Origin of the sequence: Actinomycetospora rhizophila (genome assembly GCF_042657905.1) — a bacterium.
In the GTDB taxonomy this organism is placed as follows: domain Bacteria; phylum Actinomycetota; class Actinomycetes; order Mycobacteriales; family Pseudonocardiaceae; genus Actinomycetospora; species Actinomycetospora rhizophila.
This window is the reverse complement of the sequence record NZ_JBHSKG010000006.1, coordinates 53,792-77,351: the sequence shown is the minus strand read 5'-3', so window position 1 is coordinate 77,351 and position 23,560 is coordinate 53,792. Positions and strand designations below refer to the sequence as shown.

26 protein-coding genes are annotated in these 23,560 nt (G+C 75.5%); 16 read left to right on the top strand and 10 right to left on the bottom strand.

Features of this window, described 5'->3' with window-relative positions; genetic code table 11:
• Nucleotides 1-13 precede the first annotated feature (13 nt).
• Nucleotides 14-958: an ATP-binding protein gene (locus tag ACFPK1_RS13300; RefSeq protein ID WP_378021415.1), complete on the bottom strand. Its 945-nt coding sequence runs from the start codon at nt 956-958 to the stop codon at nt 14-16.
• Between the two features lie 100 nt (nt 959-1,058).
• Here ACFPK1_RS13300 and ACFPK1_RS13295 point away from each other — a divergent pair, with 100 nt between their 5' ends.
• A complete protein-coding gene (locus ACFPK1_RS13295; protein WP_378021414.1) occupies nt 1,059-2,051 on the top strand; it encodes an LLM class flavin-dependent oxidoreductase in 993 nt (330 codons plus the stop codon).
• 13 nt (nt 2,052-2,064) lie between these two features.
• Here ACFPK1_RS13295 and ACFPK1_RS13290 read toward each other — a convergent pair whose 3' ends face one another.
• Both ACFPK1_RS13290 and ACFPK1_RS13285 read right to left on the bottom strand, forming a co-directional pair.
• Nucleotides 2,065-4,209 carry a heavy metal translocating P-type ATPase gene (locus tag ACFPK1_RS13290; protein WP_378021413.1) on the bottom strand — a complete coding sequence of 715 codons (2,145 nt, stop codon included), beginning with the start codon at nt 4,207-4,209 and terminating at the stop codon, nt 2,065-2,067.
• A gap of 4 nt (nt 4,210-4,213) precedes the next feature.
• Complete coding sequence (locus tag ACFPK1_RS13285; protein WP_378021412.1) at nt 4,214-4,501, bottom strand: DUF1490 family protein; 288 nt, start codon at nt 4,499-4,501, stop codon at nt 4,214-4,216.
• A 139-nt stretch (nt 4,502-4,640) separates the two neighbouring features.
• On the opposite strand from ACFPK1_RS13285, the gene ACFPK1_RS13280 reads away from it, so the two are divergent.
• The 3 genes from ACFPK1_RS13280 to ACFPK1_RS13270 are packed head-to-tail and all read left to right on the top strand — an operon-like array spanning nt 4,641 to nt 6,672.
• Entirely contained in the window at nt 4,641-5,150 is a 510-nt protein-coding gene (locus ACFPK1_RS13280) for an SRPBCC family protein (RefSeq protein WP_378021411.1), read from the top strand.
• Nucleotides 5,147-6,190, top strand: coding sequence for an LLM class flavin-dependent oxidoreductase (locus ACFPK1_RS13275; protein ID WP_378021410.1), 1,044 nt, complete (start codon nt 5,147-5,149; stop codon nt 6,188-6,190). The genes ACFPK1_RS13280 and ACFPK1_RS13275 overlap by 4 nt, the downstream gene beginning before the upstream one ends.
• The gene (locus ACFPK1_RS13270) at nt 6,187-6,672 is read left to right on the top strand and encodes a winged helix-turn-helix transcriptional regulator (protein WP_378021409.1); all 486 of its coding nucleotides are present in this window, start codon (nt 6,187-6,189) and stop codon (nt 6,670-6,672) included. The genes ACFPK1_RS13275 and ACFPK1_RS13270 overlap by 4 nt, the downstream gene beginning before the upstream one ends.
• 3 nt (nt 6,673-6,675) lie before the next feature.
• Here ACFPK1_RS13270 and ACFPK1_RS13265 read toward each other — a convergent pair whose 3' ends face one another.
• From ACFPK1_RS13265 to ACFPK1_RS13255, 3 genes are all read right to left on the bottom strand, one after another.
• A complete protein-coding gene (locus tag ACFPK1_RS13265) occupies nt 6,676-7,149 on the bottom strand; it encodes an SRPBCC family protein (RefSeq protein ID WP_378021408.1) in 474 nt (157 codons plus the stop codon).
• Nucleotides 7,150-7,209: 60 nt separating this feature from the next.
• Nucleotides 7,210-8,613: a PQQ-dependent sugar dehydrogenase gene (locus ACFPK1_RS13260; RefSeq protein ID WP_378021407.1), complete on the bottom strand. Its 1,404-nt coding sequence runs from the start codon at nt 8,611-8,613 to the stop codon at nt 7,210-7,212.
• A gap of 77 nt (nt 8,614-8,690) precedes the next feature.
• The gene (locus ACFPK1_RS13255; protein ID WP_378021406.1) at nt 8,691-9,185 is read right to left on the bottom strand and encodes a PaaI family thioesterase; all 495 of its coding nucleotides are present in this window, start codon (nt 9,183-9,185) and stop codon (nt 8,691-8,693) included.
• A 207-nt stretch (nt 9,186-9,392) separates the two neighbouring features.
• Here ACFPK1_RS13255 and ACFPK1_RS13250 point away from each other — a divergent pair, with 207 nt between their 5' ends.
• The 3 genes from ACFPK1_RS13250 to ACFPK1_RS13240 are packed head-to-tail and all read left to right on the top strand — an operon-like array spanning nt 9,393 to nt 11,649.
• A complete protein-coding gene (locus ACFPK1_RS13250) occupies nt 9,393-10,154 on the top strand; it encodes a YebC/PmpR family DNA-binding transcriptional regulator (RefSeq protein ID WP_378021405.1) in 762 nt (253 codons plus the stop codon).
• Between the two features lie 2 nt (nt 10,155-10,156).
• Nucleotides 10,157-10,651, top strand: a complete 495-nt coding sequence (locus ACFPK1_RS13245) for a GNAT family N-acetyltransferase (protein WP_378021404.1) — start codon at nt 10,157-10,159, stop codon at nt 10,649-10,651.
• Nucleotides 10,648-11,649: an endonuclease/exonuclease/phosphatase family protein gene (locus tag ACFPK1_RS13240; RefSeq protein WP_378021403.1), complete on the top strand. Its 1,002-nt coding sequence runs from the start codon at nt 10,648-10,650 to the stop codon at nt 11,647-11,649. The genes ACFPK1_RS13245 and ACFPK1_RS13240 overlap by 4 nt, the downstream gene beginning before the upstream one ends.
• Here ACFPK1_RS13240 and ACFPK1_RS13235 read toward each other — a convergent pair.
• Together ACFPK1_RS13235 and ACFPK1_RS13230 are read right to left on the bottom strand one after the other, a co-directional pair.
• Nucleotides 11,633-12,718 carry a DNA glycosylase AlkZ-like family protein gene (locus ACFPK1_RS13235; protein ID WP_378021402.1) on the bottom strand — a complete coding sequence of 362 codons (1,086 nt, stop codon included), beginning with the start codon at nt 12,716-12,718 and terminating at the stop codon, nt 11,633-11,635. The two genes, ACFPK1_RS13240 and ACFPK1_RS13235, sit on opposite strands and share 17 nt — an antisense overlap.
• A complete protein-coding gene (locus ACFPK1_RS13230) occupies nt 12,715-12,981 on the bottom strand; it encodes an acylphosphatase (RefSeq protein ID WP_378021401.1) in 267 nt (88 codons plus the stop codon). The genes ACFPK1_RS13235 and ACFPK1_RS13230 overlap by 4 nt, the downstream gene beginning before the upstream one ends.
• Before the next feature lie 38 nt (nt 12,982-13,019).
• On the opposite strand from ACFPK1_RS13230, the gene ACFPK1_RS13225 reads away from it, so the two are divergent.
• The gene (locus ACFPK1_RS13225; RefSeq protein ID WP_378021400.1) at nt 13,020-13,640 is read left to right on the top strand and encodes an alpha-ketoglutarate-dependent dioxygenase AlkB; all 621 of its coding nucleotides are present in this window, start codon (nt 13,020-13,022) and stop codon (nt 13,638-13,640) included.
• Here the strand turns inward: ACFPK1_RS13225 and ACFPK1_RS13220 are convergent.
• A complete protein-coding gene (locus ACFPK1_RS13220) occupies nt 13,637-14,761 on the bottom strand; it encodes a mandelate racemase/muconate lactonizing enzyme family protein (protein ID WP_378021399.1) in 1,125 nt (374 codons plus the stop codon). The two genes, ACFPK1_RS13225 and ACFPK1_RS13220, sit on opposite strands and share 4 nt — an antisense overlap.
• Nucleotides 14,762-14,840: 79 nt before the next feature.
• Nucleotides 14,841-15,344, bottom strand: coding sequence for a nuclear transport factor 2 family protein (locus ACFPK1_RS13215; protein WP_378021398.1), 504 nt, complete (start codon nt 15,342-15,344; stop codon nt 14,841-14,843).
• 445 nt (nt 15,345-15,789) lie between these two features.
• Between ACFPK1_RS13215 and ruvC the strand changes: the two genes are divergently transcribed.
• From ruvC to ACFPK1_RS13175, 8 genes are all read left to right on the top strand, one after another.
• Nucleotides 15,790-16,383 (top strand): crossover junction endodeoxyribonuclease RuvC, encoded by a 594-nt coding sequence (gene ruvC / locus ACFPK1_RS13210; protein ID WP_378021397.1) that lies wholly within the window; start codon nt 15,790-15,792, stop codon nt 16,381-16,383.
• Nucleotides 16,384-16,430: 47 nt separating this feature from the next.
• A complete protein-coding gene (locus tag ACFPK1_RS13205) occupies nt 16,431-17,195 on the top strand; it encodes an alpha/beta fold hydrolase (protein ID WP_378021396.1) in 765 nt (254 codons plus the stop codon).
• A gap of 85 nt (nt 17,196-17,280) precedes the next feature.
• Nucleotides 17,281-17,892 carry a Holliday junction branch migration protein RuvA gene (ruvA, locus tag ACFPK1_RS13200; protein ID WP_378021395.1) on the top strand — a complete coding sequence of 204 codons (612 nt, stop codon included), beginning with the start codon at nt 17,281-17,283 and terminating at the stop codon, nt 17,890-17,892.
• Between the two features lie 35 nt (nt 17,893-17,927).
• On the top strand, nt 17,928-18,989 hold the full coding sequence (gene ruvB / locus ACFPK1_RS13195; protein ID WP_378021394.1) for a Holliday junction branch migration DNA helicase RuvB: 1,062 nt from the start codon (nt 17,928-17,930) through the stop codon (nt 18,987-18,989).
• 69 nt (nt 18,990-19,058) lie between these two features.
• Nucleotides 19,059-19,493, top strand: a complete 435-nt coding sequence (yajC, locus tag ACFPK1_RS13190; RefSeq protein WP_378021393.1) for a preprotein translocase subunit YajC — start codon at nt 19,059-19,061, stop codon at nt 19,491-19,493.
• A gap of 115 nt (nt 19,494-19,608) precedes the next feature.
• Nucleotides 19,609-21,435 carry a protein translocase subunit SecD gene (secD, locus tag ACFPK1_RS13185; protein WP_378021392.1) on the top strand — a complete coding sequence of 609 codons (1,827 nt, stop codon included), beginning with the start codon at nt 19,609-19,611 and terminating at the stop codon, nt 21,433-21,435.
• Nucleotides 21,432-22,820: a protein translocase subunit SecF gene (gene secF, locus ACFPK1_RS13180; RefSeq protein ID WP_378021391.1), complete on the top strand. Its 1,389-nt coding sequence runs from the start codon at nt 21,432-21,434 to the stop codon at nt 22,818-22,820. The genes secD and secF overlap by 4 nt, the downstream gene beginning before the upstream one ends.
• An 11-nt stretch (nt 22,821-22,831) precedes the next feature.
• Nucleotides 22,832-23,356, top strand: a complete 525-nt coding sequence (locus ACFPK1_RS13175; protein ID WP_378021390.1) for an adenine phosphoribosyltransferase — start codon at nt 22,832-22,834, stop codon at nt 23,354-23,356.
• Nucleotides 23,357-23,560: the final 204 nt, after the last annotated feature.

Here is a 23,560-nt window from a genome sequence, read left to right as displayed (position 1 = left end):
GTGTGTGTCGTGTTCAGAGCGTGACGGGTGCGGGGACGAAGTCCGGATCGATCTGGTCGGCGAGGGCGGAGCCGGCCCAGGCGTGGGCGTTGCGCAGGTGCATGGCGACGGCGTCGGCCTGGTACCGCTCCCGGTCCCGGGGCACCGCGTCGACGGCGGCGCGCAGGTCGTCGAGCACGGCGGCGTGGGCCGGCTCGAGGCCCGCGACGTCGCGGGAGGCGCCGCGGTCGCCGGCGCGGACGTGGGCGGAGTGGCCGAGGACGCCGACGAGGTCGTCGCCGACCTCGTCGCGCAGGAACGCGGCGTCGCCCTCGTCGGCGACCTTGTTGCCGACGACGGCCAGGCGCACGCCGAAGTCGCGGGCGTAGCCGGCGTACTGGCGGTACACGCCGACCGAGCGCAGGGTCGGCTCGCAGACCAGGAAGGTCAGGTCGAAGCGGGTGAACAGGCCCGAGGCGAAGGCGTCGGCGCCGGCGGTCATGTCGACGACGACGTACTCGCCGGGCCCGTCGACGAGGTGGTTGAGCAACAGCTCCACCGCCCCGGTCTTGGCGTGGAAGCAGGCGACGCCCAGGTCGGCGTCCTCGAACGCGCCCGCCAGGCCGACCCGCACGCCGGGGACGACCTCGCGCACGGCGGCATCCCAGATCGGGTTGTCCTCGACGACGCGCAGCAGCCGCGAGCCGCGCCCGGGCGGCGTGGTCTTGATCATCTGGTCGGCCGACGGGATGCGCGGGTTCTCCCCGCGCAGCCACTCCTTGATCAGCCCCAGGTGCCCGGGCAGCGTCGGGAGCCCGGCCGCGTCCTCCTCGGAGGCGCCGAGGGCGACCGCGAGGTTCTGGTTGATGTCGGCGTCCAGCGCCAGCACGGGGGCGCCGGTGGCGGCCGCCCGGAGCGCGAACAGCGAGGCGCAGGTGGTCTTCCCGCTCCCGCCCTTGCCGACGAACGCGACCTTCACCCGGGACCCCTCTCGTGACGCTGCGCCGAACGAGTGGTTACTCTAAGTCATGCACGGTGCTGCATGGCTGGGTGGGCACCGTCGGGCAGGGTGCGTGCCCGTGCGCCTCGGTCTGTTCCTGATCTCGCCGCAGTGGCCCGGCCGCACCCACGGCGAGGCGCTCGCGGAGACCGTGCGGCTGGCGGCGCTGGCCGACCGCCTCGGCCTCGACGACGTCTGGCTCGCCGAGCACCATTTCGTCTCCTACGGCGTCTGCCCGTCGGCGACGACGCTCGCGGGGCACCTGCTCGGCGCCACGGCCCGGATCGGCGTGGGGACGGCCGTGAGCGTGCTGCCCGTGGGTCACCCGGTGGCGCTCGCCGAGCAGGCGGCGATGCTCGACCAGCTCGCGCCGGGGCGCTTCACGCTCGGGGTCGGGCGGGGCGGGCCGTGGCGCGAGCTCGTGGTGCAGGGCGGGGGCGTCGCGCGGTACGAGGGCGGCCTCGCCGAGGAGCTGGACGCGCTGCTCGGGACGTGGCGGCGCGAGACGGTGAGCGCCTCCGGGCCGACGTTGACCTTCCCCGAGGTCGGCGTCGTGCCGCGCCCGGCGACACCCGGCGGGCCGCCGGTGCGGGTGGCGGCGACGTCCGGGGCGACCGTCGACCTTGCCGCCGACCGGGACCTGCTCCTGCTGCTCGGGATGCACGCCGACGACGCCGAGCGGGGCGCGATGGTGCGGCGCTGGGACGACCGGGCCGGGCGCGCCGGGGCGCACGTCGGCGTCGGGATCGCGCACGTCGCCGACACGCGGGCGCAGGCGCAGCGGGCGGTGCGCGAGGCCCTGCCGACCTGGCTCGGGCCGGGGCTCGCGGGCCACGTGCGCGCCGACGGCGCCTCGCGCACCCTGCGCGACCCCGTCGCCTACACCGACCTGCTGTGCGACCGGCACCCGGTCGGCACGGTCGACGACCTCGCCGAGCACCTCGCGCGCACGGCCGCCGCGACGGGCCTGCGCCACCTCGCGCTCATGGTGCAGACCACCGCCGACCCCGCCCGCACCACCGAGACGGTCGAGGCCCTCGCCTCCCTCCGTGAGCACCTTCCGGCCCTCTAGGGCCGGAAAGTGCTCACATGGGCCGGTCGGTCGCCTCGAGGCGGTAGCGGATCAGGCGGGAGGAGTTGGCCACGACGGCCACCGACGAGGCGTTGTGCAGGATCGCCGCGACGACCGGTGAGAGCGCCCCGCCGGCCGAGACCACCAGGCCCACGGCGTTCACCGCGATCGACATCCCGTAGTTCTGCCGGATCAGCGCGATGGAGTGCCGGCCGAGGTCGCGCAGGTCGAGCAGGCGGGCGAGGTCGTCGCCGGCCAGCGCCACGTCCGCGGTCTCGACGGCGACGTCGGTGCCGCCCACGCCCATCGCGATGCCGATGTCGGCGAGCGCCAGGGCCGGCGCGTCGTTGGTGCCGTCGCCCACCACGGCCACGGTGTGCCCGGCGGCCTGCAGGTCGCGCACCACGTCCTGCTTGTCCTCGGGCAGGACCTGCGCGCGCCACTCGTCGACGCCCAGCTCCCCGGCCACGGCAGCGGCCGTCTCGGGGTGGTCGCCGGTGAGCATGACGATCCGCTCCACGCCGTCGGCCCGCAGCGCCGCGAGCACCGCGGTGGCCTCCGGGCGCACGGTGTCGCGCAGGCTGATCAGCCCCGTGAGCCGGCCGTCGACCGCCAGCAGCAGCGGGGTCTCCGCCGCGCGCTGGAGCCTGCGCACCCAGCCGTGGGCCTTGCGCGAGATCGCGACCTTCTGCGCCTTGAGCAGCTCCCGCGACCCCAGCAGCAGGGTGCGCCCGTCGGCCTGCACCCGCATGCCCTGGCCGAGCAGCACCTCGCACTCCTCGTGCGGCGGGATCTCGATGCGCCGCTCCTCGGTCGAGCGGATCACTGCCTGCGCCAGCGGGTGCCGCGAGTGGATCTCCGAGCTCGCCGCCAGCGCCAGGACCTGCTCCGGGGTGACGTCGTCGTCGAACGACACCACGTTCGTCACCACGGGCCGCCCGACGGTCAGCGTCCCGGTCTTGTCGAACACCACCGCGTCGACGCGCCCCGCCGCCTCGAGGTGCGACCCGCCCTTGACGAGGATGCCCCGGCGCGCGCCGTTGCCGATCTCCGCGCTGATCGCCGTCGGGGTCGCCAGCCCCACCGCGCACGGGCACGCCACCAGCAGCATCGTCATCGCGCGCCGCACGTCGCGGGTGACGACGAGCGTGGCCAGCGACAGCGCGAACGAGGTCGGGACGAAGCGCCGCGAGAACGTCTCGCCGACGGTCTGGATCGGCGCGCGGTCGGCCTGGGCGGACTCGACGCGCTCCACGATGCGCCCGAGCGCGGTCTCGGTGCCGACGCGCTCGGCGCGCACGACGATCCGCCCGCGCAGCAGCACCGAGCCGGCCGGCAGCGCCGCGCCCACCTCGACCTGCACCGGGAGGTTCTCGCCGGTGATCGCCGCCTGGTCGGCCACCCCCGAGCCCTCCACCACGACGCCGTCGACGGGCAGCACCACCTGTTCGTGCACCACCACCTCGTCGCCCACGGCGAGGCGGGCGATGTCGACCTCCACCTCGATCCCGTCGTCGGCCCGCACCCAGATCCGGGTCCGCGCGCCCGAGAGCAGGTCCGAGATCGCCCGCCGGCTGCGGCGCAGCGTCAGGTCCTGCAGGTACTCGCCGATGTTGAGCAGCCACAGGACGGTGAGCGCGACGACGTTCTCGCGCAGCGCCAGCGACGCGATGGTGGCCGCGGAGACGAGCGCGTCGGTGCCTGCGCCGCGCCCACCGGCCAGCGAGCGCAGGGCCCCGCGCAGGAAGGGGTAGCCGGTGACGATCGTGACGCCGGTGGCGGCGAGCCGGCTCGTGGGCCCGAGCACCGGGGGCCGGCGCAGGACGTAGCGGCGGCCGCCGAGCAGCAGCAGGGCGACGCCGCCGAGGGCCATGCGCAGCAGGTCGCCGTTGCCGACGTCGGCCGAGCGGGGCGCGCGGCGAGCCGGGGTGGACGCGGTGGTCCCGGCGATGACGGACGGCAGCGCGGACCGCGCGTCCGAGCCCGGGTCGTACCAGACGACGACCGCCCCGGTCCGGGGGTGTGCGTGCGCCTGCCGGACACCCGGCAGCGCGTCGAGCGCGTCCTCCACCGCGACGGCGAGGGCGACGCGGTCGCGCAGCCAGGGCGTCGCGAACCGGACGCGTCCGGCGGCGTCGGAGACGACGAGTGGCTCCACGGGGTCAGTGCTCGTGGTCGTGCCCGTTCGCCCCGGCCCCGGGCGCCGGTGCCTCCTCGCCGAGCCGGCCCCGCGCCTCGGCCACGATGTCGCCCGCGGAGAGTCGGACGCGCTCGGCGCCGGCCTCGGCCGCCCGCGCGCCGCGCAGGCCCGCCGTCGTCACGGTCACCGCCGCGTCGTGCAGGCGCGCCCCGGTGGCGATCTTCCGGACGCCCTCGACCACGGCCACGCCCACCACCCCGGTCGCGATCGTGCCCGCCGCCCGTGCCGCCAGTCCGGCCCACGCCGTCATGCCCACCGCCCTCTCGGATTCGATCTCCGGCGGCAGGCTAGCCGGGGCGGCGCGCCGCGTCATGGCAGGTCATGCGCGTGAGTGCATGGGTGGTCAGCTGGATATCGCGGAGCGACCCAGCGGGGGCTACGCTGCCACGATGCGCTACGCGGACCGCCCCACCGTCGAGGCCGTCGTCCACGTCGCGGCCCCGCCCGCGCGGGTGTGGCCGCTGGTGCGGGACATCGGCGTCGTCGCCGACACCTCCGAGGAGCTGCAGGAGGCGCACTGGCTCCCGGCGCCCGAGGGCCCGGGCGAGGGGGACGCGCCGGCGGTCGGGCACCGGTTCCGCGGCCGCAACGCGCACCCCCAGGCCGGCGAGTGGGAGACCGTCTCGACCGTCGTCGAGTGTGACGAGGAGCGCGCCTTCGCCTGGGCCGTCATGGACACCGCGAACCCCTCGGCGCTGTGGCGCTTCACGCTCACGCCCGCCGACGGGGGGACCGAGCTGCGTCAGTGGGCCCAGATGGGGCCCGGCCCGTCCAACCTGACCACGGTGATCGAGAAGATGCCCGACAAGGAGGAGCGCATCGTCGCGGGGCGGCTGCGCGAGTTCAAGGCCGGCATCGAGCGCACGCTGGCCGGGATCAAGGAACGCGCCGAGACGTGAGGGCCGCGACGACGATCGAGGCCTCCGGCGCGCCGTGGGCCGAGACCGTCGACTTCGTCGTCGAGGCCGAACGGCTCGGGCTCGACGTGTGCTGGGTCGCCGAGGCGTGGGGATCCGATGCGCCGTCGCCGCTGGGCTACCTCGCCGCGCGCACCGCGCGGATGCTGCTCGGGTCCGGCGTCGTGCAGGTGGGCACGCGCTCGGCGGCCCTGGTCGCGCAGACCGCCCTGACCCTGCAGACGATGTCGCAGGGCCGCTTCCTGCTGGGGCTCGGCAGCTCCGGGCCGCAGGTGCTCGAGGGCCTGCACGGGGTGCCGTTCGCCCACCCGCTGGGCCGGATGCGCGAGACCGTCGAGGTCGTGCGCCGCGTCATGGCGGGGGAGAAGGTCACCTACGAGGGACGTCACGTGAGCCTCCCGCTGCCCGGCGGGGAGGCGCGCCCGATGCGGGTGTCGGTCGCCGCGGACACGCGCGTCCCGGTCTACCTGGCCACCCTGTCGCCGCGGATGCTGCGCCTGACCGGCGAGGTCGCCGACGGCTGGCTGGGCACCAGCTTCGTCCCCGAGGGCGCCGCGACCTCGCTCGAGCCCCTCGCCGAGGGTGCCGCCGCGGCCGGGCGCACGCTCGCCGACCTCGACCTCTGCCAGGGGGCGGAGATCGCGTTCGCGCGCGACGAGGACGAGCTCGCCACGATGCTCGACGAGCGCCGGGCCGGGCTCGCGTTCAGCCTCGGGGGCATGGGCTCGGCGAGCCGGAACTTCTACCACGACGCCTACGCCCGCCAGGGCTTCGCCGACGTCGCCGCCGAGGTCCGCGCGCTCTGGCAGGACGGCCGTCGCGACGACGCCGCGGCCGCGGTGCCGCGGGAGATGGTCGCCGCGACCACCCTCATCGGCACCGAGGACGGCGTGCGCGAGCGCCTCGCGGTGTGGCGCGACGCCGGGATCACCACCGTGCGGCTCTACCCGGCGGGCGCGGACCTCGGGCGGCGCCTCGACACCCTGGCGCGCGGCATCGAGCTCGTGAAGGAGATCGGATGAGCACGGAGACCCTGCGCTGGCGCGACATCGACAGCGGCGCGTGCTCGATCGCGCGCACGATGGCCGTGCTCGGCGAGCCGTGGACGATGCTCGTGGTGCGCGACCTGCTGCACGGCGTGCGCCGCTTCGACGACCTCGTCGCGCACCTCGGCATCGCGCGGACCGTGCTCACGCGGCGCCTCGCGGTGCTGGCGGAGGCGGGCCTGGTGGAGACCGCGGAGTACCGCGAGCCCGGCCGCCGGACCCGGCGCGAGTACCGGCTCACCGAGGCCGGGCAGGACCTGCGGCCCGTGCTGCTCGCGCTCATGGCCTACGGCGACCGGCACCGCGCCGACGGGCCGCCGGTGGTGGTGCGCCACGAGGGCTGCGGGGAGCCGGTGGCGCTGGTGGCGGAGTGCGCGGCCGGTCACCGCCTCGCCGCGGACGACCGGATGCGCAGCACGCCGGGGCCGGGGGCGCGCAGCTCCGCGCCCCCGGCGTGACGACTACTGCGCCGCGTCGGCGACCTTGTCGATCGTCTGCGTCATCTGGTCCTCGGTGACCATCGGGAAGAAGCCCTTGAACTGGTCGTCCTGCACGCCGCTCCAGTCGTAGACCTGGGTGACCTCGGTGCCGCTGCCCGAGGGCGCGAGCTTCCAGGTCCAGACGTGGCCCTTGGCGGTGACGTCGCCGAGCTTGTCGGTGTAGCCGTCGAGCGGGTGGAGCTGGGGCGACCAGCCGATCTCGCGGTCCTGCTCGAAGGACGTGACGGTGTTGAGCATCTGGTAGTCGCCGAGCGCGTCGTTGTGCATGTTCATGACGAACTGGTCGCCGACGCCGCTGATCGACGCGCTGCCGTCGACGCCCTTCAGCATGCCCGCGCCGTCGAACTCGTGGTGCCGCTCCGGCGAGGCCAGCAGCGCGAACAGCTGGTCCGGCTTGGCGTCGACGGTGCGGGTCACGGTGATCTGCTCGCTCATGTCAGGTGTCGTGCCCGTCACGATCGCCGACCAAACGGTTGGGCACGATCGACGAGCCGCTCAGCGTCCGGGCGGAGCCAGGCGGTACACCGCGTTCGCCCCGTCGTCGGTGACGTAGACGGCACCGTCGGGACCGGGCACCGCCGCGACGGGGCGGCCCCACCGCGAGCCGTCCGGGGCCTGGAAGCCGCCGACGAGGGTGCGCTGGCCGTCGAGGCCGCCGTTGCGCCACGGGTAGAACGACACCTCGGGGGCGCGCGGGGTCTGCCGGTTCCACGACCCGTGCACCCCGACCAGCGCGCCCTGCCCGTACGGCGCGGGCAGCGTGCCGAACGCCAGGCCCAGCGGCGCGGAGTGCGCGCCCATCGTCTGCTCGACCGGGGTCAACGTCGCGCAGTCGAGGGCGCGGCCGTCCGGGTTCGTCTCGGCGTCGGCGACGAAGGGCACGTCGGACGGGTCGAGGGCGCTGTTCGGGACGCCGGGCTGCACGTCGGGGTCCGGGTTGCAGTACGGCCAGCCCACGTCCCGGCCGGGGTAGAGGCGCGCGAGCTCCTCGGGCGGGTGGTCGTCGACGTAGTCGGGGATGACCTGGCCGCGCGCCGAGCCGTCGTTCTCGCCGTAGGGCCGGTCGTAGGGGAACGGGATGTTGTCGCGGTTGTTGACCGCGGTCCACACCGCGCCGTCCGGGGCGACCGCGAGGCCCGTGCCGTTGCGGACGCCGCGCGCGTAGGGCTCGGCGGGCCCGCCGCCCGGCGGCACGCGCAGGATCGCCGCGCGCTGCGGGGTCGACTCGCGGTCCTGCGGGGACACGTTGCCCGTCGAGCCGACCGAGATGTAGACCGCGCCGTCCGGCCCGACCGCGACGCTCTTGAGCGCGTGCGCGTAGGCCCCGCGCAGGTCGGGGCTGCGCGCGTCGGGCAGGCCGTCGACGACCGTGGTGGGCGTCCCGAGCCGGCCGTCCGCGTACGGGTAGGAGCGCACCGCGTCGCTCTCGGCGACGTAGAGCGTCGAGCCGGAGAACCACAGCCCGTGCGGCTGGGTCAGGTCGCCGACGAGCGTCGTGCTCGTCGTCCCGCCCGGACCCGCGACGAGCCGCACCACCTCGCCCGCGCCGGGCCGCGAGACCAGCAGCGCCCCGTCGGGGGCGAACGCCGCCATGCGGGCGCCGTCGACGCGCGCCCACACCGACATCGACCAGCCCGCGGGCACCAGCGCCCGGCGCGCCGTGTCGAACGGCTCCGCGCCGAGCCCGGGCGGGACCGTGACGGGGGTCGGGACCAGCGCCTGGGTGGCGGCGCCGGCGGGCGCGGGCTCCTGCTCACCGACCGGGCCGGCCGACGCCGTGCGGGCCGGGTCGGGCGGGCCCGCGGGGGGCGCGGGGTCGGGCGCGCCGCCGCCGCACGCGGCGAGGAGAGCGAGGAGAGCGAGGAGCGCAGCGGTCACCGCGACCCGTCTGCCGGCCATGTACGAACCCCTCGTCCTCGACGGCCCGACCGCGACGAGCCCACCACACGTCCGGGAGAGACGTGCGGGGGGTCGGCCTAGCCGCGGAGGATCAAACAGCTCGACGTCGCCTCGGCCACCAGGCGGCCCTGCCCGTCGACGAGCTCGGCGCGGGCGAGCGCGGTGCTGCGCCCGGCGTGCACGACGTATCCGGTGGCGCGGCTGGTGCCCGAGCCTGCGGTGAGGCGGCGCAGGAACTTCACCGAGAGGTCGAGGCTGGTGTAGGCCACGCCGGCGGGCAGCGTGCTGTGCACGGCGCACCCGGCCGCGGAGTCGAGCAGCGTCGCGTAGATGCCGCCGTGCACCGAGCCGATGGGGTTGTAGTGGTACTCGGCGGGCTCGACGGTGAAGACGACCCGGCCGGGCTCCACCGACTCCACCCCGGCGCCGACCAGCGTCATGATCGGCGGGGGCGGGAGCGTCCCGTCGGCCATGGCCTGCAGGAACGCCAGCCCGTCGCGGCCGGCCGCCGCGGCGGCGAGCGTGCGGGGGTCGGACCAGGTGTGGGTGCGCTCGCGCGTCGTGACGTCCACGGGACTCCTGTCGTCGACGGTCTGGGTATCTGTTCGAAACCCAGATGTGCGAGCACCGTACCGTCCCGCCGCCCCGATGAGGACCTCGGTAGACTGGACCGTCGGAAAGCGTGCGCGGCACGAGCTGCCGTTCGTGCCGCCGGTGTTCGAGCCGGCAGTGCCGCACCCGGATCGACCGCGAGGCACGCGCGAGGCGAAGGGGAGACGATGAGCGGCCACTCCAAGTGGGCGACCACCAAGCACAAGAAGGCCGCGATCGACGCCAAGCGCGGCAAGATGTTCGCGAAGCTGATCAAGAACATCGAGGTGGCGGCGCGGACCGGCGGCGGCGACCCGGCCGCCAACCCGACGCTGTACGACGCCATCCAGAAGGCGAAGAAGACGTCGGTCCCCAACGACAACATCGACCGCGCGGTCAAGCGCGGCTCGGGGGCGGAGGCCGGCGGGGCCGACTACCAGGCGATCACCTACGAGGGCTACGCCCCGGGCGGCGTCGCGGTGCTCGTCGAGTGCCTCACCGACAACAAGAACCGCGCCGCGGGCGAGGTCCGCACGGCCATGAACCGCAACGGCGGCGCGATGGCCGACCCGGGCTCGGTGGCCTACCTGTTCAACCGCAAGGGCGTCATCATCGTCCCCAAGGAGCAGGGCGGCGGCGAGCTCGCCGAGGACGACCTGCTGCTCGCGGTGCTCGAGGCGGGCGCCGAGGAGGTCAACGACTACGGCGAGAACTTCGAGGTGCTCACCGACCCGTCGGACCTCGTCACCGTCCGCACCGCGCTGCAGGAGGCGGGCGTCGACTACGACTCCTCCGAGGTGTCGTTCGTGCCGTCGATGAACGTCGAGGTCGACGCCGACGGCGCCCGCAAGGTGCTGCGGATCATCGACGCGCTCGAGGACTCCGACGACGTGCAGAACGTCTACTCGAACTTCGACGCGTCCGACGAGGTCATGGCCGAGGTCGGCTGAGCATGACGGCCCCGCCGTGCGTCGTGGCCGTCCTCGGGGCGGGCGACGCCGGCGAGGCGCTGACCGTGCAGTACGCCGCCTACCTGTCCGAGGCGCGCCGCTACGGCACGACGGAGATCCCGCCGCTGCGCGAGACGGTCGCCGGGCTCGCCGCCGACCTGGGGCGCCCGGACGTGCGGGGGTTCGGCGCGTGGGCGGGACAGCGGCTGATCGGGTCGGTGCGCCTGCGCGGGGACGGCATCGGCACCGGCTCGGGGTGCGCCGAGCTCGCCCGGTACTCGGTCGCCCCGGACGCCCAGGGCCACGGCGTGGGACGCGCGCTCATGGAGCGTGCCCACGCCGAGCTGGCCGCGGGCGACGTCAGCTGGCTCGTCACCGGCGCCCGCAGCGACGAGAACCTGCGCCTGTACCGGCGCGCCGGCTACGAGGAGACCGGCCGGCTCGTCGACAGCGCGGGCGTCGAGCTGCTGCGCCTCGAGCGGCTCGCCGCGCGGTGAGCCCCGCCCGCCGCTCCCGCGTGGTCGGCCTCCTGCTGGGCGTCGCCGCGGCGCTCGTCGCCCTGTGGGTGCCGTTCTGGTGGTGGGCCCCGGTCGGCTCGCCGCTCGTCTTCGGGCTGCTGGCGCTCACCCCGGTCGTCGCCGCGGTCGCCGTCGTCGTGGCGGCCGTCTGCTTCCTGGCGCGCCGCCGGGCCGTCGGCGCGGTGGCCCTGGTGGCCGCGCTCGCGCTGCTGGCGGTGGTCGTGCCCCGGGCCACCGACGACGGCGACCCCACCGTCACGCCCGGCCCGGACAGTGCGCCGGTCACCGTCGCCACGGTCAACATGAAGTTCGGGCAGGCACGGCCCGACGCCGTGGTGGGGCTGGTCCGCGAGCAGCAGGTGGACGTCCTGGGGCTGCAGGAGGTCACCCCGGAGGCCGAGCAGGCCCTCGCGGCGGCGGGCCTGCGCGGCGAGCTGCCGTTCGTGGTGTCGCGGGCGCGCGAGGGCGCGGGCGGCACCGCGCTGCTCGCCCGCCACCCGCTCGCCCCGTCCGGCCTTGTGCTGCGCGAGGGCGTGTTCTCGCAGGTCACGGCCCGGGTGCTGGCGCCCAGCGGGCCCGTCGACGTCGTCGTCGCCCACCCCGCCGCGCCGGTGTTCCGCGACGACGCCGCGGGCTGGGCGCGTGAGATCACGAACCTGCCGGGGCCCGCGCCGCTCGAGGGCCCGCCGCGCCTGGTGATCGGCGACCTCAACGCGACGCTCGATCACCGTCCGCTGCGCGAGCTGTTGTCGAGCACCTGGAGCGACTCGGCCGCCGCGATCGGCGCGGGCCTGCAGGGCACCTGGCCGACCGACTCGACGCTGCCGCCGTTCGCGGCCATCGACCACGTGCTCGTGTCCGGACCGGTCGCGCCGGTGGACCTGACCACCCGCGTCCTGCCCGGCACCGACCACGCCGGCGTGGTGGTGCGGCTGCTCGTCCGCGACGCGCGGGTGCCGGTCACCCCGGGGGCGTGAGCGGGCGGCCCAGGACGCGGGACCAGGTCTCGGCCTCGGACCCGACGTCCACCGGGCCGTCGAACGGGGTCACGGCGAGGCGGTCGTCCTCGGCGCTCCAGGTGCCCACCACGCGGCCGTCGTCCACGACCACCGGCGCGATCCACCCCGCGGCGCGGCTGACGTCCTTGCGGCGGTCGGCGGGGACGAGGTCGGGGTCGGCGGTGCCGGCGCCGAGCACGTAGGGGTCGAAGGGGCCGAGGAGCCGCGTCCCCACGGGGGGCGCGACCTCGAGGTCGTCGAGGTCCTCGGTGCGGGCGTACCGGGCCTCGCCGTCGACCGTCACCTCGGTCAGCGTCCCGTCGGCGACCAGGTCGGCGAACCAGCGCCGCAGCCGCGCCTTGGGCGTCATGCCGCGCAGGAGCCAGGCGTCGACGGCGGTCGGCGTCGCGGGCCCGTGTGCGGCGAGGAAGGCGGGCACGATCGTGCGGGCGGCCTCGTCGGCGTCGGGCAGGCCCGGCCAGCCGGGGCGGGTGAAGGTCACCCGCGCACCCGCCGGCGGCCCGTGGCAGATCAGGCCCTGCCAGGCCAGCGGCTTGAGTACGGTGCCCCACCCCGAGCGGAGGGCCTCGGCGAGCCCCTCGTCCCCGCTGTGGGCGACGAGGGCGGCGGTGAGCTCCTCGCGGGTGAGGACGGCGCCGTCGGCGAGGACGTCGACGACCGCGGCCTCGAGGGCGGTCATCTGCGCGGCGGTGGCGAACTCCCGCTGCCAGGAGCCCTTGTCCCACGAGCGGGCGGCGGCCAGCAGGGCCAGCAGGGACGGCGCCTGGTCGGTGGCGAGCAGGTGCAGGGTCCCGCGCGCCGCCCACGTGCGCACGAGCGTCCCCGCGGTCAGCGCGGCCTCGACGGTGCCGTCGTCGGCGGTGCCCTCCGGCGTCCGGACCGCGACCGCCTGCGCGGCGGCCGAGGGCACCTGCGCCTGCACGCCGAGCAGGCGGCGGGCGACGGCGACGGGGTCGGTGCCGTCGTGCGCGGCGATGTGCTGGCGGCGCAGGCGGAAGCGGCGGACCTGCTCCGCGGCCAGCCTCACGTCTGCTCGAAGGTCCGGTGACCCTGCGGCTCGGTGTCGGTGACGTCGACGCCGCTGACCCGCGCCTGCGACGAGCCCTCGCGGGCCCAGGCGACCATCTGCTCGACGGCGTCGTCCTCGCCCTCGACGACCATCTCGACGGTGCCGTCGTCCCGGTTGCGCACCCAGCCGCCGACGCCGAGCCGGCGCGCCTCCTCCTCGGCGGCCGCGCGGAAGAAGACGCTCTGCACGCGCCCGTGGACGACGATGTGCTTGCTCTGCACGCTCGCGCTCCGTTCGAACATGTGTTCTACTGACCTCGATGACGACAGCCTGGACGCCCTCGCTCTTCGGCGGGGGCGAGACCGCGCAGGACCCTGCGGTGGATCCGGCCGTCGTCCCGCGCCGCATCGTCCTCGACGAGCGCTCGTGGGTCGACCTGGCCCCCGCCTGGATCACGGGCGCCGACGCGTGGTTCGACGCGATCGTGGCGCAGGCGCCGTGGGACCAGCGGCGGCGCCGCATGTACGACCAGGACGTCATGGAGCCGCGGCTGACCTGCGGGTGGCGCATCGACGACGCGCCGGATCCCATGCCGGCCGTCGCCGACGCCCTCTCGCGGCGCTACGGGGTCCGCTTCGACCGGGTCGGCGCCAACTACTACCGCCACGGCGACGACTCGGTGGCCTGGCACGGCGACCGGGTGCGCTTCACCCACGAGGCACCGATCGTCGCGATCGTGTCGCTGGGTGCGCCGCGGCGGTTCGGGCTGCGCCCCCTGGGCGGCGGTTCGTCGACGCGGCTGACCGTGGCGGGCGGCGACCTGCTGGTCATGGGCGGGCGCTGCCAGCACGAGTGGCAGCACACGGTGCCCAAGTGGCCCGGCGCCGGCCCGCGGGTCAGCGTCACCTTCCGGCACGACGACCCGGGGCCGCGACCTTAGAGCTCCCAGACGGCCACCGGCCCGCCGAGCGCGTCCTCGTCCACCGTCGCGCCCAGGCCCGGCGACCGGCCGGGCAGCACGCCGTCGGCGGTCACGACGGTGTCGAGGGCGGCGACCTTGCGGGTCACCATGTCCTCGCTGTTCAGCACGCCGCGCAGCGTGCGCGGGGGCACGGTGGCGCCGAGGTGCAGGATCGCGGCGTAGGACAGCGAGGAGCCGACGGTGTCCTGCACGCTGACCGTCAGCCCGGCGGCACGGGCGAGGTCGCGGTGCCGGCGCCCCGGGGTGAGCCCGCCGGCCTTCGAGATCTTCAGGTTGATGCCGTCGGCGAGGTCGCTCGCGACGACGTGCGCGATGTCCGCGTCGAGCAGGCCCAGCTCGTCGACCACGATCGGGTACGGGCAGCGCCGGCGCAGCGAGGCGGTCTCGCGCCACGTCGCGCACGGGGCCTCGAGGGCGAAGTCCAGCCCGGGCGGCAGCAGCGTGATCATGCGCAGGGCGTGCTCGGGGAGCAGGCCGCCGTTGGCGTCGACGAGGAAGGTCTCGCCGGGCCGGCGGTCGGCCAGGCTCGCCGCGATCCGCTCGGCGTCCAGCGCCGGGCCGCCCTCCGCGTCGAGGGCGCCGATCTTCACCGAGTGCGCGCGGTAGCCGCGGTCCCGGTACGCGGCCACCCGGGCGCGCATCTCCTCCGGGTCGCCCGCGCCGATCGACGACGTCGGCGCCATGGGGACCTCGGTGGAGCCGCCGAGCAGGTCGCACACCGGCAGGCCCACCGACCGGCCGAACGCGTCCCAGCAGGCGACGTCGAGCGCGGTGCGCGCGTCGTGGTGGCCGGTCAGCGTGCGGTCCATGGCGTCGCCGACCCGCTCGGTGTGCCGGGGGTCGAGGCCGAGCAGGGCGGGCGCCAGCAGCGCGATCCCGGCGCGCGTGCCCGCGGGGTGCGCAGCCACGTAGGTCGAGCCGAACGGCGTGCTCTCGCCCCAGCCGTCGGTGCCGTCGTCGCAGGTGAGGCGGACGATCGAGGCGTCGAACGACGTGTAGGACCGGCCCCCCGAGAGCCGGTAGACCCCGCCCGCGTACGGCAGCTCGACCTCATGGAGCGCGATGCGCGTGATCCTCACGGGTGCACGATCCTCGCTCCGCTCACCGTGCACGTCCATCGCCGCGTCCGACACGTGACCGTGTACGGACGCTCAACGATCAGATCGGGATCTCGCTCGTGTCCCCGTCCGGTCGCGGGCCCTGCAGCCGGCGCTCCTCCTCGGCGATGCGCACGTCGTTGATGCTGGCCTCGCGGCGCGCCATGAGCCCGTTGTCGGCGAACTCCCAGTTCTCGTTGCCGTAGCTGCGCCACCACTGCCCGGCGGCGTCGCGGCACTCGTACTGGAAGCGCACGGCGATCCGGTGCCCGCCGAAGGTCCACAGCGACTTGCGCAGCACGTAGTCGCGCTCGCGCTCCCACTTGCGCGTCAGGAACTCCACGACCTGGTCGCGCCCGGTGACCCATTCGTCCCGGTTCCGCCACACCGTGTCCAGCGTGTAGGCGAGCGCGACCTTCTCCGGGTCGCGTGTGTTCCACGCGTTCTCCGCGGCGAGCACCTTCGCCCGCGCCGACTCCTCGTCGAACGGCGGGAACGGCGGACGGGGCTCCTCGGCCGGGCTCGTGCTCACGGTGTCCTCCTCGGGTCGGCGGGGGTGGTGCATGGGCGCCGGCGGTCAGCATGCCGCGCCCGGAGATCACGGGCACGTCATCGACGGGGACCCGCGCCCGCGGGTGGACGGCGTGCCCGTGATCACGTGGGTGGCGCCGGCTCGGTGGGTAGCGCCGGCCTGGTCGTCGCCGGGTGGAGATCACGGGCACCTCATCGACGGGGACCCGGGTCCCGGGGTGGACCACGTGCTCCTGATCTCCGGCGCGGGTGGGTGGCGCCGATGGGGCCGTCGCCGGGTGGAGATCACGGGCACCTCATCGACGGGGACCCGGGTCCCGGGGTGGACCACGTGCTCCTGATCTCCGCAGCACGCCCGCCGGCGGGAAGTCCGAGGGCGCGCCAGCTCCGGTGAGATCGCCGGACCGGGAGCGCCGCGACACACCGGCAGCGGGGGACGAGCGCCGGTTCGCCGGCCCGTGCCGCGTAGCGTCCCGGCCATGCGGGTGCTGGGCGTCGACCCCGGGCTGACGCGCTGCGGCCTCGGCGTGGTCGAGGGCGGCGGCGGGCGTGCGGTGCGCGCGGTCGCCGTCGACGTCGTCCGGACCCCGCCCGAGGCCGAGGTGGCCGACCGGCTCGGCGCGGTCGCCGACGCCGTCGAGGCGTGGATCGCCGAGCACCGGCCCGACGTGGTCGCCGTGGAGCGGGTGTTCGCGCAGCACAACGTGCGCACGGTGATGGGCACCGCCCAGGTCGGCGGTGTCGTGGCCCTGGTCGCCGGGCGCGCCGGGCTGCCCGTCGCGTTCCACACGCCCAGCGAGGTCAAGGCCGCCGTCACGGGCTCCGGGCGCGCCGACAAGGAGCAGGTCACGGCCATGGTGACGCGGGTGCTCGCGCTCGAGACCGCCCCGCGTCCCGCGGACGCCGCGGACGCCCTCGCGCTCGCGGTCTGCCACTGCTGGCGCGCCCCGATGATGGCGCGGATGGCCGAGGCGGAGGCGCGCGCGGCCGAGGCGACGAAGCGTCACCGCGCGCGCCTGAAGGCGGCCCAGAAGGCCACGCAACGGGCCGCTGCGCCGAAGGCCGGACGCTGAGCACCACCGTCACCTCGTCCGACGGCACGCCGATCGCGGTCGAGACGGTGGGCGCGGGGCCGCCGCTCGTGGTCACCACCGGCGCGCTGCAGGCCCGGGCCAGCGTCCGCCTGCTCGCCGAGGCCCTCGCCGACCGGTTCACCGTCACCACCTGGGACCGCCGGGGCCGCGGCGACAGCGGGGGAGTGCCCGACCCCGGCCGCGACCCGCTCGGTGCCGAGGGCGCGGACCTGGTGGCCGAGGAGGTCGCCGACCTCGCGGCCGTGGTCGCCGCCACCGGCGGGACGCCCGTCCACTACGCGCACTCGGCCGGGGCGATGCTGGTGCTGACCGCGGTGCTGGCCGGCCTGCCGGCCGCACGGGTCGTCGCCCACGAGCCCCCGTGGCCCCTCGCCGGCGACGACCCCGCCTCCCGCCGCGACCTCGGCGCGGCGACCATGTCCGCCCTGCGCGCCGGCGACCCCGACGACGCCGCGGCCGCGTTCCTCGGCGGCTTCCCGGCGGCCGCGCCCGCCCCGGTCGAGCGCCTGCGCCGGACCCCGTTCTGGGCCGGCACGGTCGCGCTGGCGCCCTCGCTGCCGCACGACGTCGCGCTCGTGGTGGGGGAGCCGCTCCCCGCCGGGCGCCTCGCCGGCCTGGCCGTGCCGCTGCTCGCCCTCGACGGCGAGCACAGCCCCGCCTGGGTACGTCGGGCGGTGGCGGCGCTGGCCGCCGCGGTGCCCGGCGCGGAGCACCGGACGCTGCCCGGGCAGGTGCACATCGTCACCCCCGCGGTGCTCGCCCCGGTGATCGCGGCGTTCGCGGGCGGGTGAGCGGGCGCGCCGGTCCACGGCACCGTCGGGGGCGGCCGGTAGCCTTCGAACGCCTGTTCGCCACACCAGCCAGGAGGATCGTGCCGTGATCTCGTCGGTGCGCGGGGAGGTCCTCGCGGTCGGGCTGGACCACACGGTGGTCGAGGTCGGCGGGGTCGGGCTGGCCGTGCAGGCCACGCCGTCCACGCTCGCGCGCCTGCGCCGCGGGCAGCCCGCCCGGCTCGACACCGCGCTCGTGGTCCGCGAGGACTCGCTGACCCTCTACGGGTTCGCCGACGCCGCCGAGCGCGAGCTGTTCCTGCTGCTGCAGACCGTGTCGGGGGTGGGGCCACGGCTGGCGCTGGCCGCCCTCGCCGTGCTCGACCCGGCGGCGCTGAGCCACGCGCTCGCCGACGGCAACATCACGACGCTGACGAGCGTGCCGGGCATCGGGCGCAAGGGCGCCGAGCGGTTGATCATCGAGCTGCGCGACAAGGTCGCCCCGCCGGCGCCCGCCGGGAGCACCGACGAGGACGCCCCGGCCTCCCCGGTCGCCGCCGGCACGCTGCGCGACCAGGTCGTCGAGGCGCTCGTCGGCCTCGGGTTCGCCGCCAAGCCCGCCGAGAAGGCCGTCGACGAGGTGCTGGGCGCGGGCGGCCCGTCCGACTCCTCCGGGGTCCTGCGCGCGGCGCTGACGCGGCTCGGGCCGTCGCGGTGAGCGAGCCGGGAGACGAAGCGCAGCGGAGCTCGACCATGGAGAACGAGCTGGAGGAGAGCCTCCAGCGCGCCCTCGACGCCACGCCCGAGGACGGCGAGTCCGACCTCGAGAACCGCCTGCGCCCGGCCCGGCTCGCCGAGTTCATCGGCCAGCCCCGCGTCCGCGAGCAGCTCGACCTGGTGCTCCAGGGCGCGCTGCGCCGCGGCCGCCCGCCCGACCACGTGCTGCTCTCCGGCCCGCCGGGCCTGGGCAAGACGAGCCTCGCGATGATCATCGGCACCGAGCTCGGCAGCGCCGTGCGCATCACGTCGGGCCCGGCGCTGGAGCGGGCGGGCGATCTCGCGGCGATGCTGTCGAACCTTCTCGAGGGCGACGTCCTGTTCATCGACGAGATCCACCGCATGGCGCGGCCCGCCGAGGAGATGCTCTACCTCGCGATGGAGGACTTCCGGGTCGACGTCGTCGTGGGCAAGGGCCCCGGGGCGACGTCGATCCCGCTCGACGTCGCGCCGTTCACGCTGGTGGGGGCCACGACGCGGGCCGGTTCGCTCACCGGCCCGCTGCGCGACCGCTTCGGCTTCACCGGCCACATGGAGTTCTACGAGCCGTCCGACCTCGAGTACGTGGTCGCGCGCAGCGCCCGCATCCTCGACGTCGACCTGCGCCCCGACGGGGGCCGCGAGATCGCCCGGCGCTCGCGGGGCACCCCGCGCATCGCCAACCGCCTGCTGCGCCGGGTGCGCGACTACGCGGAGGTCCGCGCCGACGGCGCGGTCACCCAGGAGGTCGCCCGGGCCGCGCTGGCGGTCTACGACGTCGACGAGCTCGGGCTCGACCGCCTCGACCGGGCCGTGCTCGCCGCCCTCGTGCGCTCGTTCGGCGGCGGTCCGGTGGGGGTGTCGACGCTGGCCGTGGCCGTCGGCGAGGAGCCCGGGACCGTCGAGGAGGTGTGCGAGCCCTACCTCGTGCGGGCCGGGATGCTGGCCCGTACGCCACGCGGACGCGTCGCCACACCCCTGGCGTGGCGCCATCTGGGGCAGGAGCCCCCCGCCGACCGGCCGGACGAGGACCGGGGCCAGGGGACCCTGTTCACCTGAGCTGGCAGACTCGGAATCGGACAGTGCGGGGTGCGGAGACCGACGCGCCCGCCCGGTGAACGGAGAACGATGGACCTGATCTTCCCCCTGCTCATCCTGTTCATGATCGGGCTGGTGTTCATGTCCAGCCGTCAGCGCAAGAAGCAGGAGAACCAGCAGAAGGACCTGCAGAACAGCATCGCCGTCGGCGACGTGGTCGTCATGACCTCGGGCATCAGCGGCACCGTCGTCGACGTCGACGACGAGCGCACCATCGACCTCGAGATCGCCCCCGACGTCGTCACCACGTGGCTGCGGGCGGCGGTGCGCGAGAAGCTCGTGGCCGAGGACGCCGTGACCGACGTCGTCGAGGATGACGCCGACGACGTGGTCGCGGCCGACGCGACCCCGGTCGTCGAGCCCGCCGACACCACGCCGAAGGCGGACACGAAGGACGCCGCGGACACCGCGACCACCAGCAAGGCGGACACGACGGACAACGTGTCCTCGCCGCGCTCCTCCTGACGCTCCTCCCGACGCGGAGAAGGCGGGGCGGCGCGGGGAGCGCCGGGCCCGCCGCCTACCCTCGCGACGAGCCCCTCCCCGGCTGAACCCACCCGATCATCTGGAGCAACGCAGCGTGGCCCCTCCGACCGTCCGCTTCCGGCCCGGGCGCTACCTCGCCGCCTTCCTGGTGATCGTGGCCGCGCTCTACGGGCTGGTGTTCTTCACCGGGGACGGGTCGCCGACGCCGAAGCTCGGCATCGACCTGCAGGGTGGCACGCGGGTGACGCTGACGGCCCGCACCGAGACCGGTGCGGCGCCGACGCCCGACCAGCTCAACCTGGCGCGCACCATCATCGAGCAGCGCGTCAACGGGCTGGGCGTCAGCGGCGCCGAGGTGGTCCTGGACGGCAGCAACCTGGTCATCACCGTGCCCGGGCAGGAGGGCGACCAGGCTCGGTCGCTGGGGCAGACGGCGCGGCTGTACTTCCGTCCGGTGCTCGGCGGCCCGATCCCGGCGGGCCCGCAGCCCGGCCAACCGGGGACGCCGGGACAGCCGGGCGCGCCCCCGGGCCAGGGCGGGGTCGAGCAGGGCGGCGCGACCGGCGCCGGCACGCCCGGGCAGGCGCCGGCCGGCCAGAGTGCCCCGATCGCGGCGCCGGCTCAGCCGGCGCCGCCGGTGCCGACGCCCCCGGGCGGCGGCGGGGACACCTCGCAGGACCCGCGCCAGGCCCAGGCGATCGCCGAGGCGAAGGCGACCCGCCAGAGCGAGGACCCGGCGGTCCAGGAGCAGGCGGCCCTGGCGCTGAACTGTGCGGTCGAGGACCCCTTGCGCGGGTACGACGACCCGACCCGGCCGCTGATCGCCTGCAACCGCGAGGGCACCGAGAAGTACCTGCTCGGGCCCGCGATCCTCTCGGGCACCGACGTCGCGAGCGCGACCCCCAACCCGAACCCGCAGGGCGTCGGCTGGGTCATCAACCTGGCCTTCAAGGGCGGCCAGCCCGCGGAGACGTGGGCTGACTACACGAGCGCGAACGTCAACAACTCGAACGCGGTCGTGCTCGACACGCAGGTGGTCTCGGCGCTGCGCATCCAGCAGCCGCTGCTCGACGGCAACGCGATGATCTCGGGGCAGTTCAACCAGGGCTCGGCCACCGACTTCGCGAACGTCCTGCGCTACGGCTCGCTGCCGCTGTCGTTCGACATCTCCGAGGCGCAGACCGTCTCGGCGACGCTCGGCTACGCCTCCCTGCAGGCCGGCCTCATCGCGGGCCTCGTCGGCCTCGCCCTGGTGTTCGTCTACTCGCTGTTCTACTACCGCGCGCTCGGCGTGCTCACGATCCTGTCGCTGATCCTGTCCGGGCTCGTCGTCTACGCGGTGCTGATCCTGCTCGGGCGCACGATCGGCTTCACGCTCGACCTCGCCGGCGTCGCCGGGTTCATCGTGGCCATCGGCATCACCGCCGACTCGTTCGTGATCTTCTTCGAGAGGATCAAGGACGAGGTCCGCGACGGGCGAAGTTTCCGCTCGGCGGTACCCCGGGGCTGGACACGCGCGCGACGCACGATCCTCTCCGGCGACGCCGTCAGCTTCCTCGCGGCCGTGGTGCTCTACGTGCTCGCCGTCGGCCAGGTCAAGGGCTTCGCCTTCACCCTGGGCATGTCCACCGTCCTCGACCTCATCGTGGTCTTCCTCGTGACGCACCCGCTGCTCGCCCTCGCCTCGAACTCGAAGCTCTTCTCCAGCCCCGCGTGGTCCGGGCTCGGCCAGGTGGTGCACAACGCGCCCCGCTCCGGCGGCACCGGCCCGCGCCCGGGCGCGCGCGGGACACCGCGCAGCGGGGGCTGGGACGGGGCCCGCGAGGGCACCCGGACCGGGACCGGCGCGCGCAACGGCTCCGGGGGCTCCGGTGGCTCCGGCGCCTCCCGCACGCGCGCGGGCCGCGGAGGTGACCGATGACCCGCTCCACCGGACAGCCGGGCGGACGCCGCCGCGTCGAGCGACTGACCGACGAGATGGCCGAGGACCGTCTCGAGCACCGCGACGACGAGCTCGACGACGTCACCGCGGACGAGGACGCCGAGGAGGCCGCGGAGTCCGACGAGCCGCGCCCCCGTCCCGGCAAGAAGCGCAGCCGCCTCGACATGCTCTACCGGGGCAACGGCGGGCTCGACATCGTCGGGCGCGGGAAGACCTGGTACGCGGTCTTCGGCGCCGCGCTGGTGATCTGCATCCTCTCGATGGTCATCCGGGGCTTCAACTTCGGCATCGACTTCGAGGGCGGCACGAGCGTCCAGATGCCGGCGAACGGGGCGACCGGCGTCGCGCAGACCAGCCAGGTCGAGCAGGTCTACGCCGAGGCGCTGGGCTTCCCGGCCACGTCGGTGCAGAGCGCGGGCCAGGGCGCGACGGCGACGATCATCATCCGGTCCGAGCGGCTGGACATCGCCCAGGTCATCACCCTGCGCCAGGCGCTGTTCGACCGGTTCCAGCCGATCGGCACCAGCGGCGCCCCGGACCGGGCCGCGATCTCCGACAGCGCCGTCAGCGCGAGCTGGGGCGGCGAGATCACCCAGCAGGCGCTCATCGCCCTCGCGGTGTTCCTGGTGCTCGTCACGGTCTATCTCTCGTTCTACTTCGAGAGACGGATGGCGCTCGCGGCGATGATCGCCCTGGCCAACGACATCATCATCACCGCCGGCGTGTACTCGCTGGTCGGATTCGAGGTCTCCCCGGCCACCGTGATCGGCCTGCTGACGATCCTCGGGTTCTCGCTCTACGACACGGTCGTCGTGTTCGACAAGGTCCGCGAGAACACCCGCGGCCTGCTCGGGCTCACGCGCCGGACCTACGCCGAGGCCGCGAACCTCGCGGTCAACCAGACCCTGATGCGGTCGCTGAACACCTCGCTGATCGCGGCGCTCCCGCTGATCGGGCTGTTCGTGGTGGGCGTGGTGCTGCTCGGCGTCGGCGTGCTCGGCGACCTGGCGCTCGTGCAGCTGGTGGGCACCATCGTCGGCGCGGCGTCGTCGGTGCTGCTCGCGACGCCGATCGTCGTGGACCTCGCCATGCGCGACAAGCGCTGGATGGCCCAGGCCGAGAAGGTCCGGGCGCGGCGGGCGAAGGCGGCGCGCCGGTCGGCGGCCGCGGCGGGCACGGGCGAGGCCGGCGACGCGGGGAGCACCGCGGGCCCGTCCACCGACGTCCTCGACACCCGCGAGGTCGCCGCGGCCGGCGCGGGCCGTTCCCGGGGTGGCGGCGGCGAGTCCCGGGCGGCGGCGCCACGGCCGGGCGCGCGCCCGGCGGGCAAGGCGGGCCGGCCCTCGGGCAAGCGGCGCAAGTGAGCGCGGAGAGCGTGGCCACGGACCTCGACGTGGTCGCCGGGCTGCTGCGCGACGTCCCCGACTTCCCGAGCCCCGGGATCCGGTTCTGGGACCTCAGCGCGCTGCTCGCCGACGGTGCGGGCCTCGCGGCGACGACACGCCTGCTCGCCGCGCACGACGGGCCCGCGCCCGAGGTGGTCGTCGGCATCGAGGCGCGGGGCTTCCTGCTCGGCGCGGCGGTGGCGCACTCGCTGGGCGTCGGCGTCGTCGCGGTCCGCAAGCAGGGCAAGCTGCCGATCGTCGCGGCGAGCGAGTCCTACGACCTGGAGTACGGGTCGGCGACGCTCGAACTGCCCGCCGACGTGCTGCGCCCGGGCGCGCGGGCGCTGCTCGTCGACGACGTCCTCGCCACCGGGGGCACGGTGGCGGCCGCCGCCGCGCTGGTCGAGGGCGCGGGGGCCACGGTGGCGGCGGTGTCGGTCGTGCTCGAGCTGCCGGCCCTCCACGGCCGCGAGCGCCTCGACGGGCGCCCCGTGCACGCCCTGCTCGCCCGCTGACCGCCCCTCCGCTGACCGCATCCGGCCGTGCCGCCCGTCGCACGCCGGGGACAGCCCGTCCGCGTCCGGACGGCGATCGTCCACGCGTACCGATCGTGGACGACCGATGACCCGATCGGCGCGCGACCGTCCGGACACATCGCCACCTCGGACGTATCCTGGATGGATTCCGGGCACGACGGCTCCCAGGACGGACACCCCGTG

What these genes read in the sequence shown, in the direction of transcription:
- ACFPK1_RS13225 (WP_378021400.1), top strand. Translation starts at nt 13,020, where the DNA reads ATGACGACAGCCTGGACGCCCTCGCTCTTCGGCGGGGGCGAGACCGCG.
- ACFPK1_RS13250 (WP_378021405.1), top strand. Translation starts at nt 9,393, where the DNA reads ATGAGCGGCCACTCCAAGTGGGCGACCACCAAGCACAAGAAGGCCGCG.
- secF (WP_378021391.1), top strand. Translation starts at nt 21,432, where the DNA reads ATGACCCGCTCCACCGGACAGCCGGGCGGACGCCGCCGCGTCGAGCGA.
- ruvB (WP_378021394.1), top strand. Translation starts at nt 17,928, where the DNA reads ATGGAGAACGAGCTGGAGGAGAGCCTCCAGCGCGCCCTCGACGCCACG.
- ACFPK1_RS13270 (WP_378021409.1), top strand. Translation starts at nt 6,187, where the DNA reads ATGAGCACGGAGACCCTGCGCTGGCGCGACATCGACAGCGGCGCGTGC.
- ACFPK1_RS13280 (WP_378021411.1), top strand. Translation starts at nt 4,641, where the DNA reads ATGCGCTACGCGGACCGCCCCACCGTCGAGGCCGTCGTCCACGTCGCG.
- ACFPK1_RS13265 (WP_378021408.1), bottom strand. Translation starts at nt 7,149, where the DNA reads ATGAGCGAGCAGATCACCGTGACCCGCACCGTCGACGCCAAGCCGGAC.
- ACFPK1_RS13285 (WP_378021412.1), bottom strand. Translation starts at nt 4,501, where the DNA reads ATGACGGCGTGGGCCGGACTGGCGGCACGGGCGGCGGGCACGATCGCG.
- ACFPK1_RS13260 (WP_378021407.1), bottom strand. Translation starts at nt 8,613, where the DNA reads ATGGCCGGCAGACGGGTCGCGGTGACCGCTGCGCTCCTCGCTCTCCTC.
- ACFPK1_RS13215 (WP_378021398.1), bottom strand. Translation starts at nt 15,344, where the DNA reads ATGCACCACCCCCGCCGACCCGAGGAGGACACCGTGAGCACGAGCCCG.
- yajC (WP_378021393.1), top strand. Translation starts at nt 19,059, where the DNA reads ATGGACCTGATCTTCCCCCTGCTCATCCTGTTCATGATCGGGCTGGTG.
- ruvC (WP_378021397.1), top strand. Translation starts at nt 15,790, where the DNA reads ATGCGGGTGCTGGGCGTCGACCCCGGGCTGACGCGCTGCGGCCTCGGC.
- ACFPK1_RS13245 (WP_378021404.1), top strand. Translation starts at nt 10,157, where the DNA reads ATGACGGCCCCGCCGTGCGTCGTGGCCGTCCTCGGGGCGGGCGACGCC.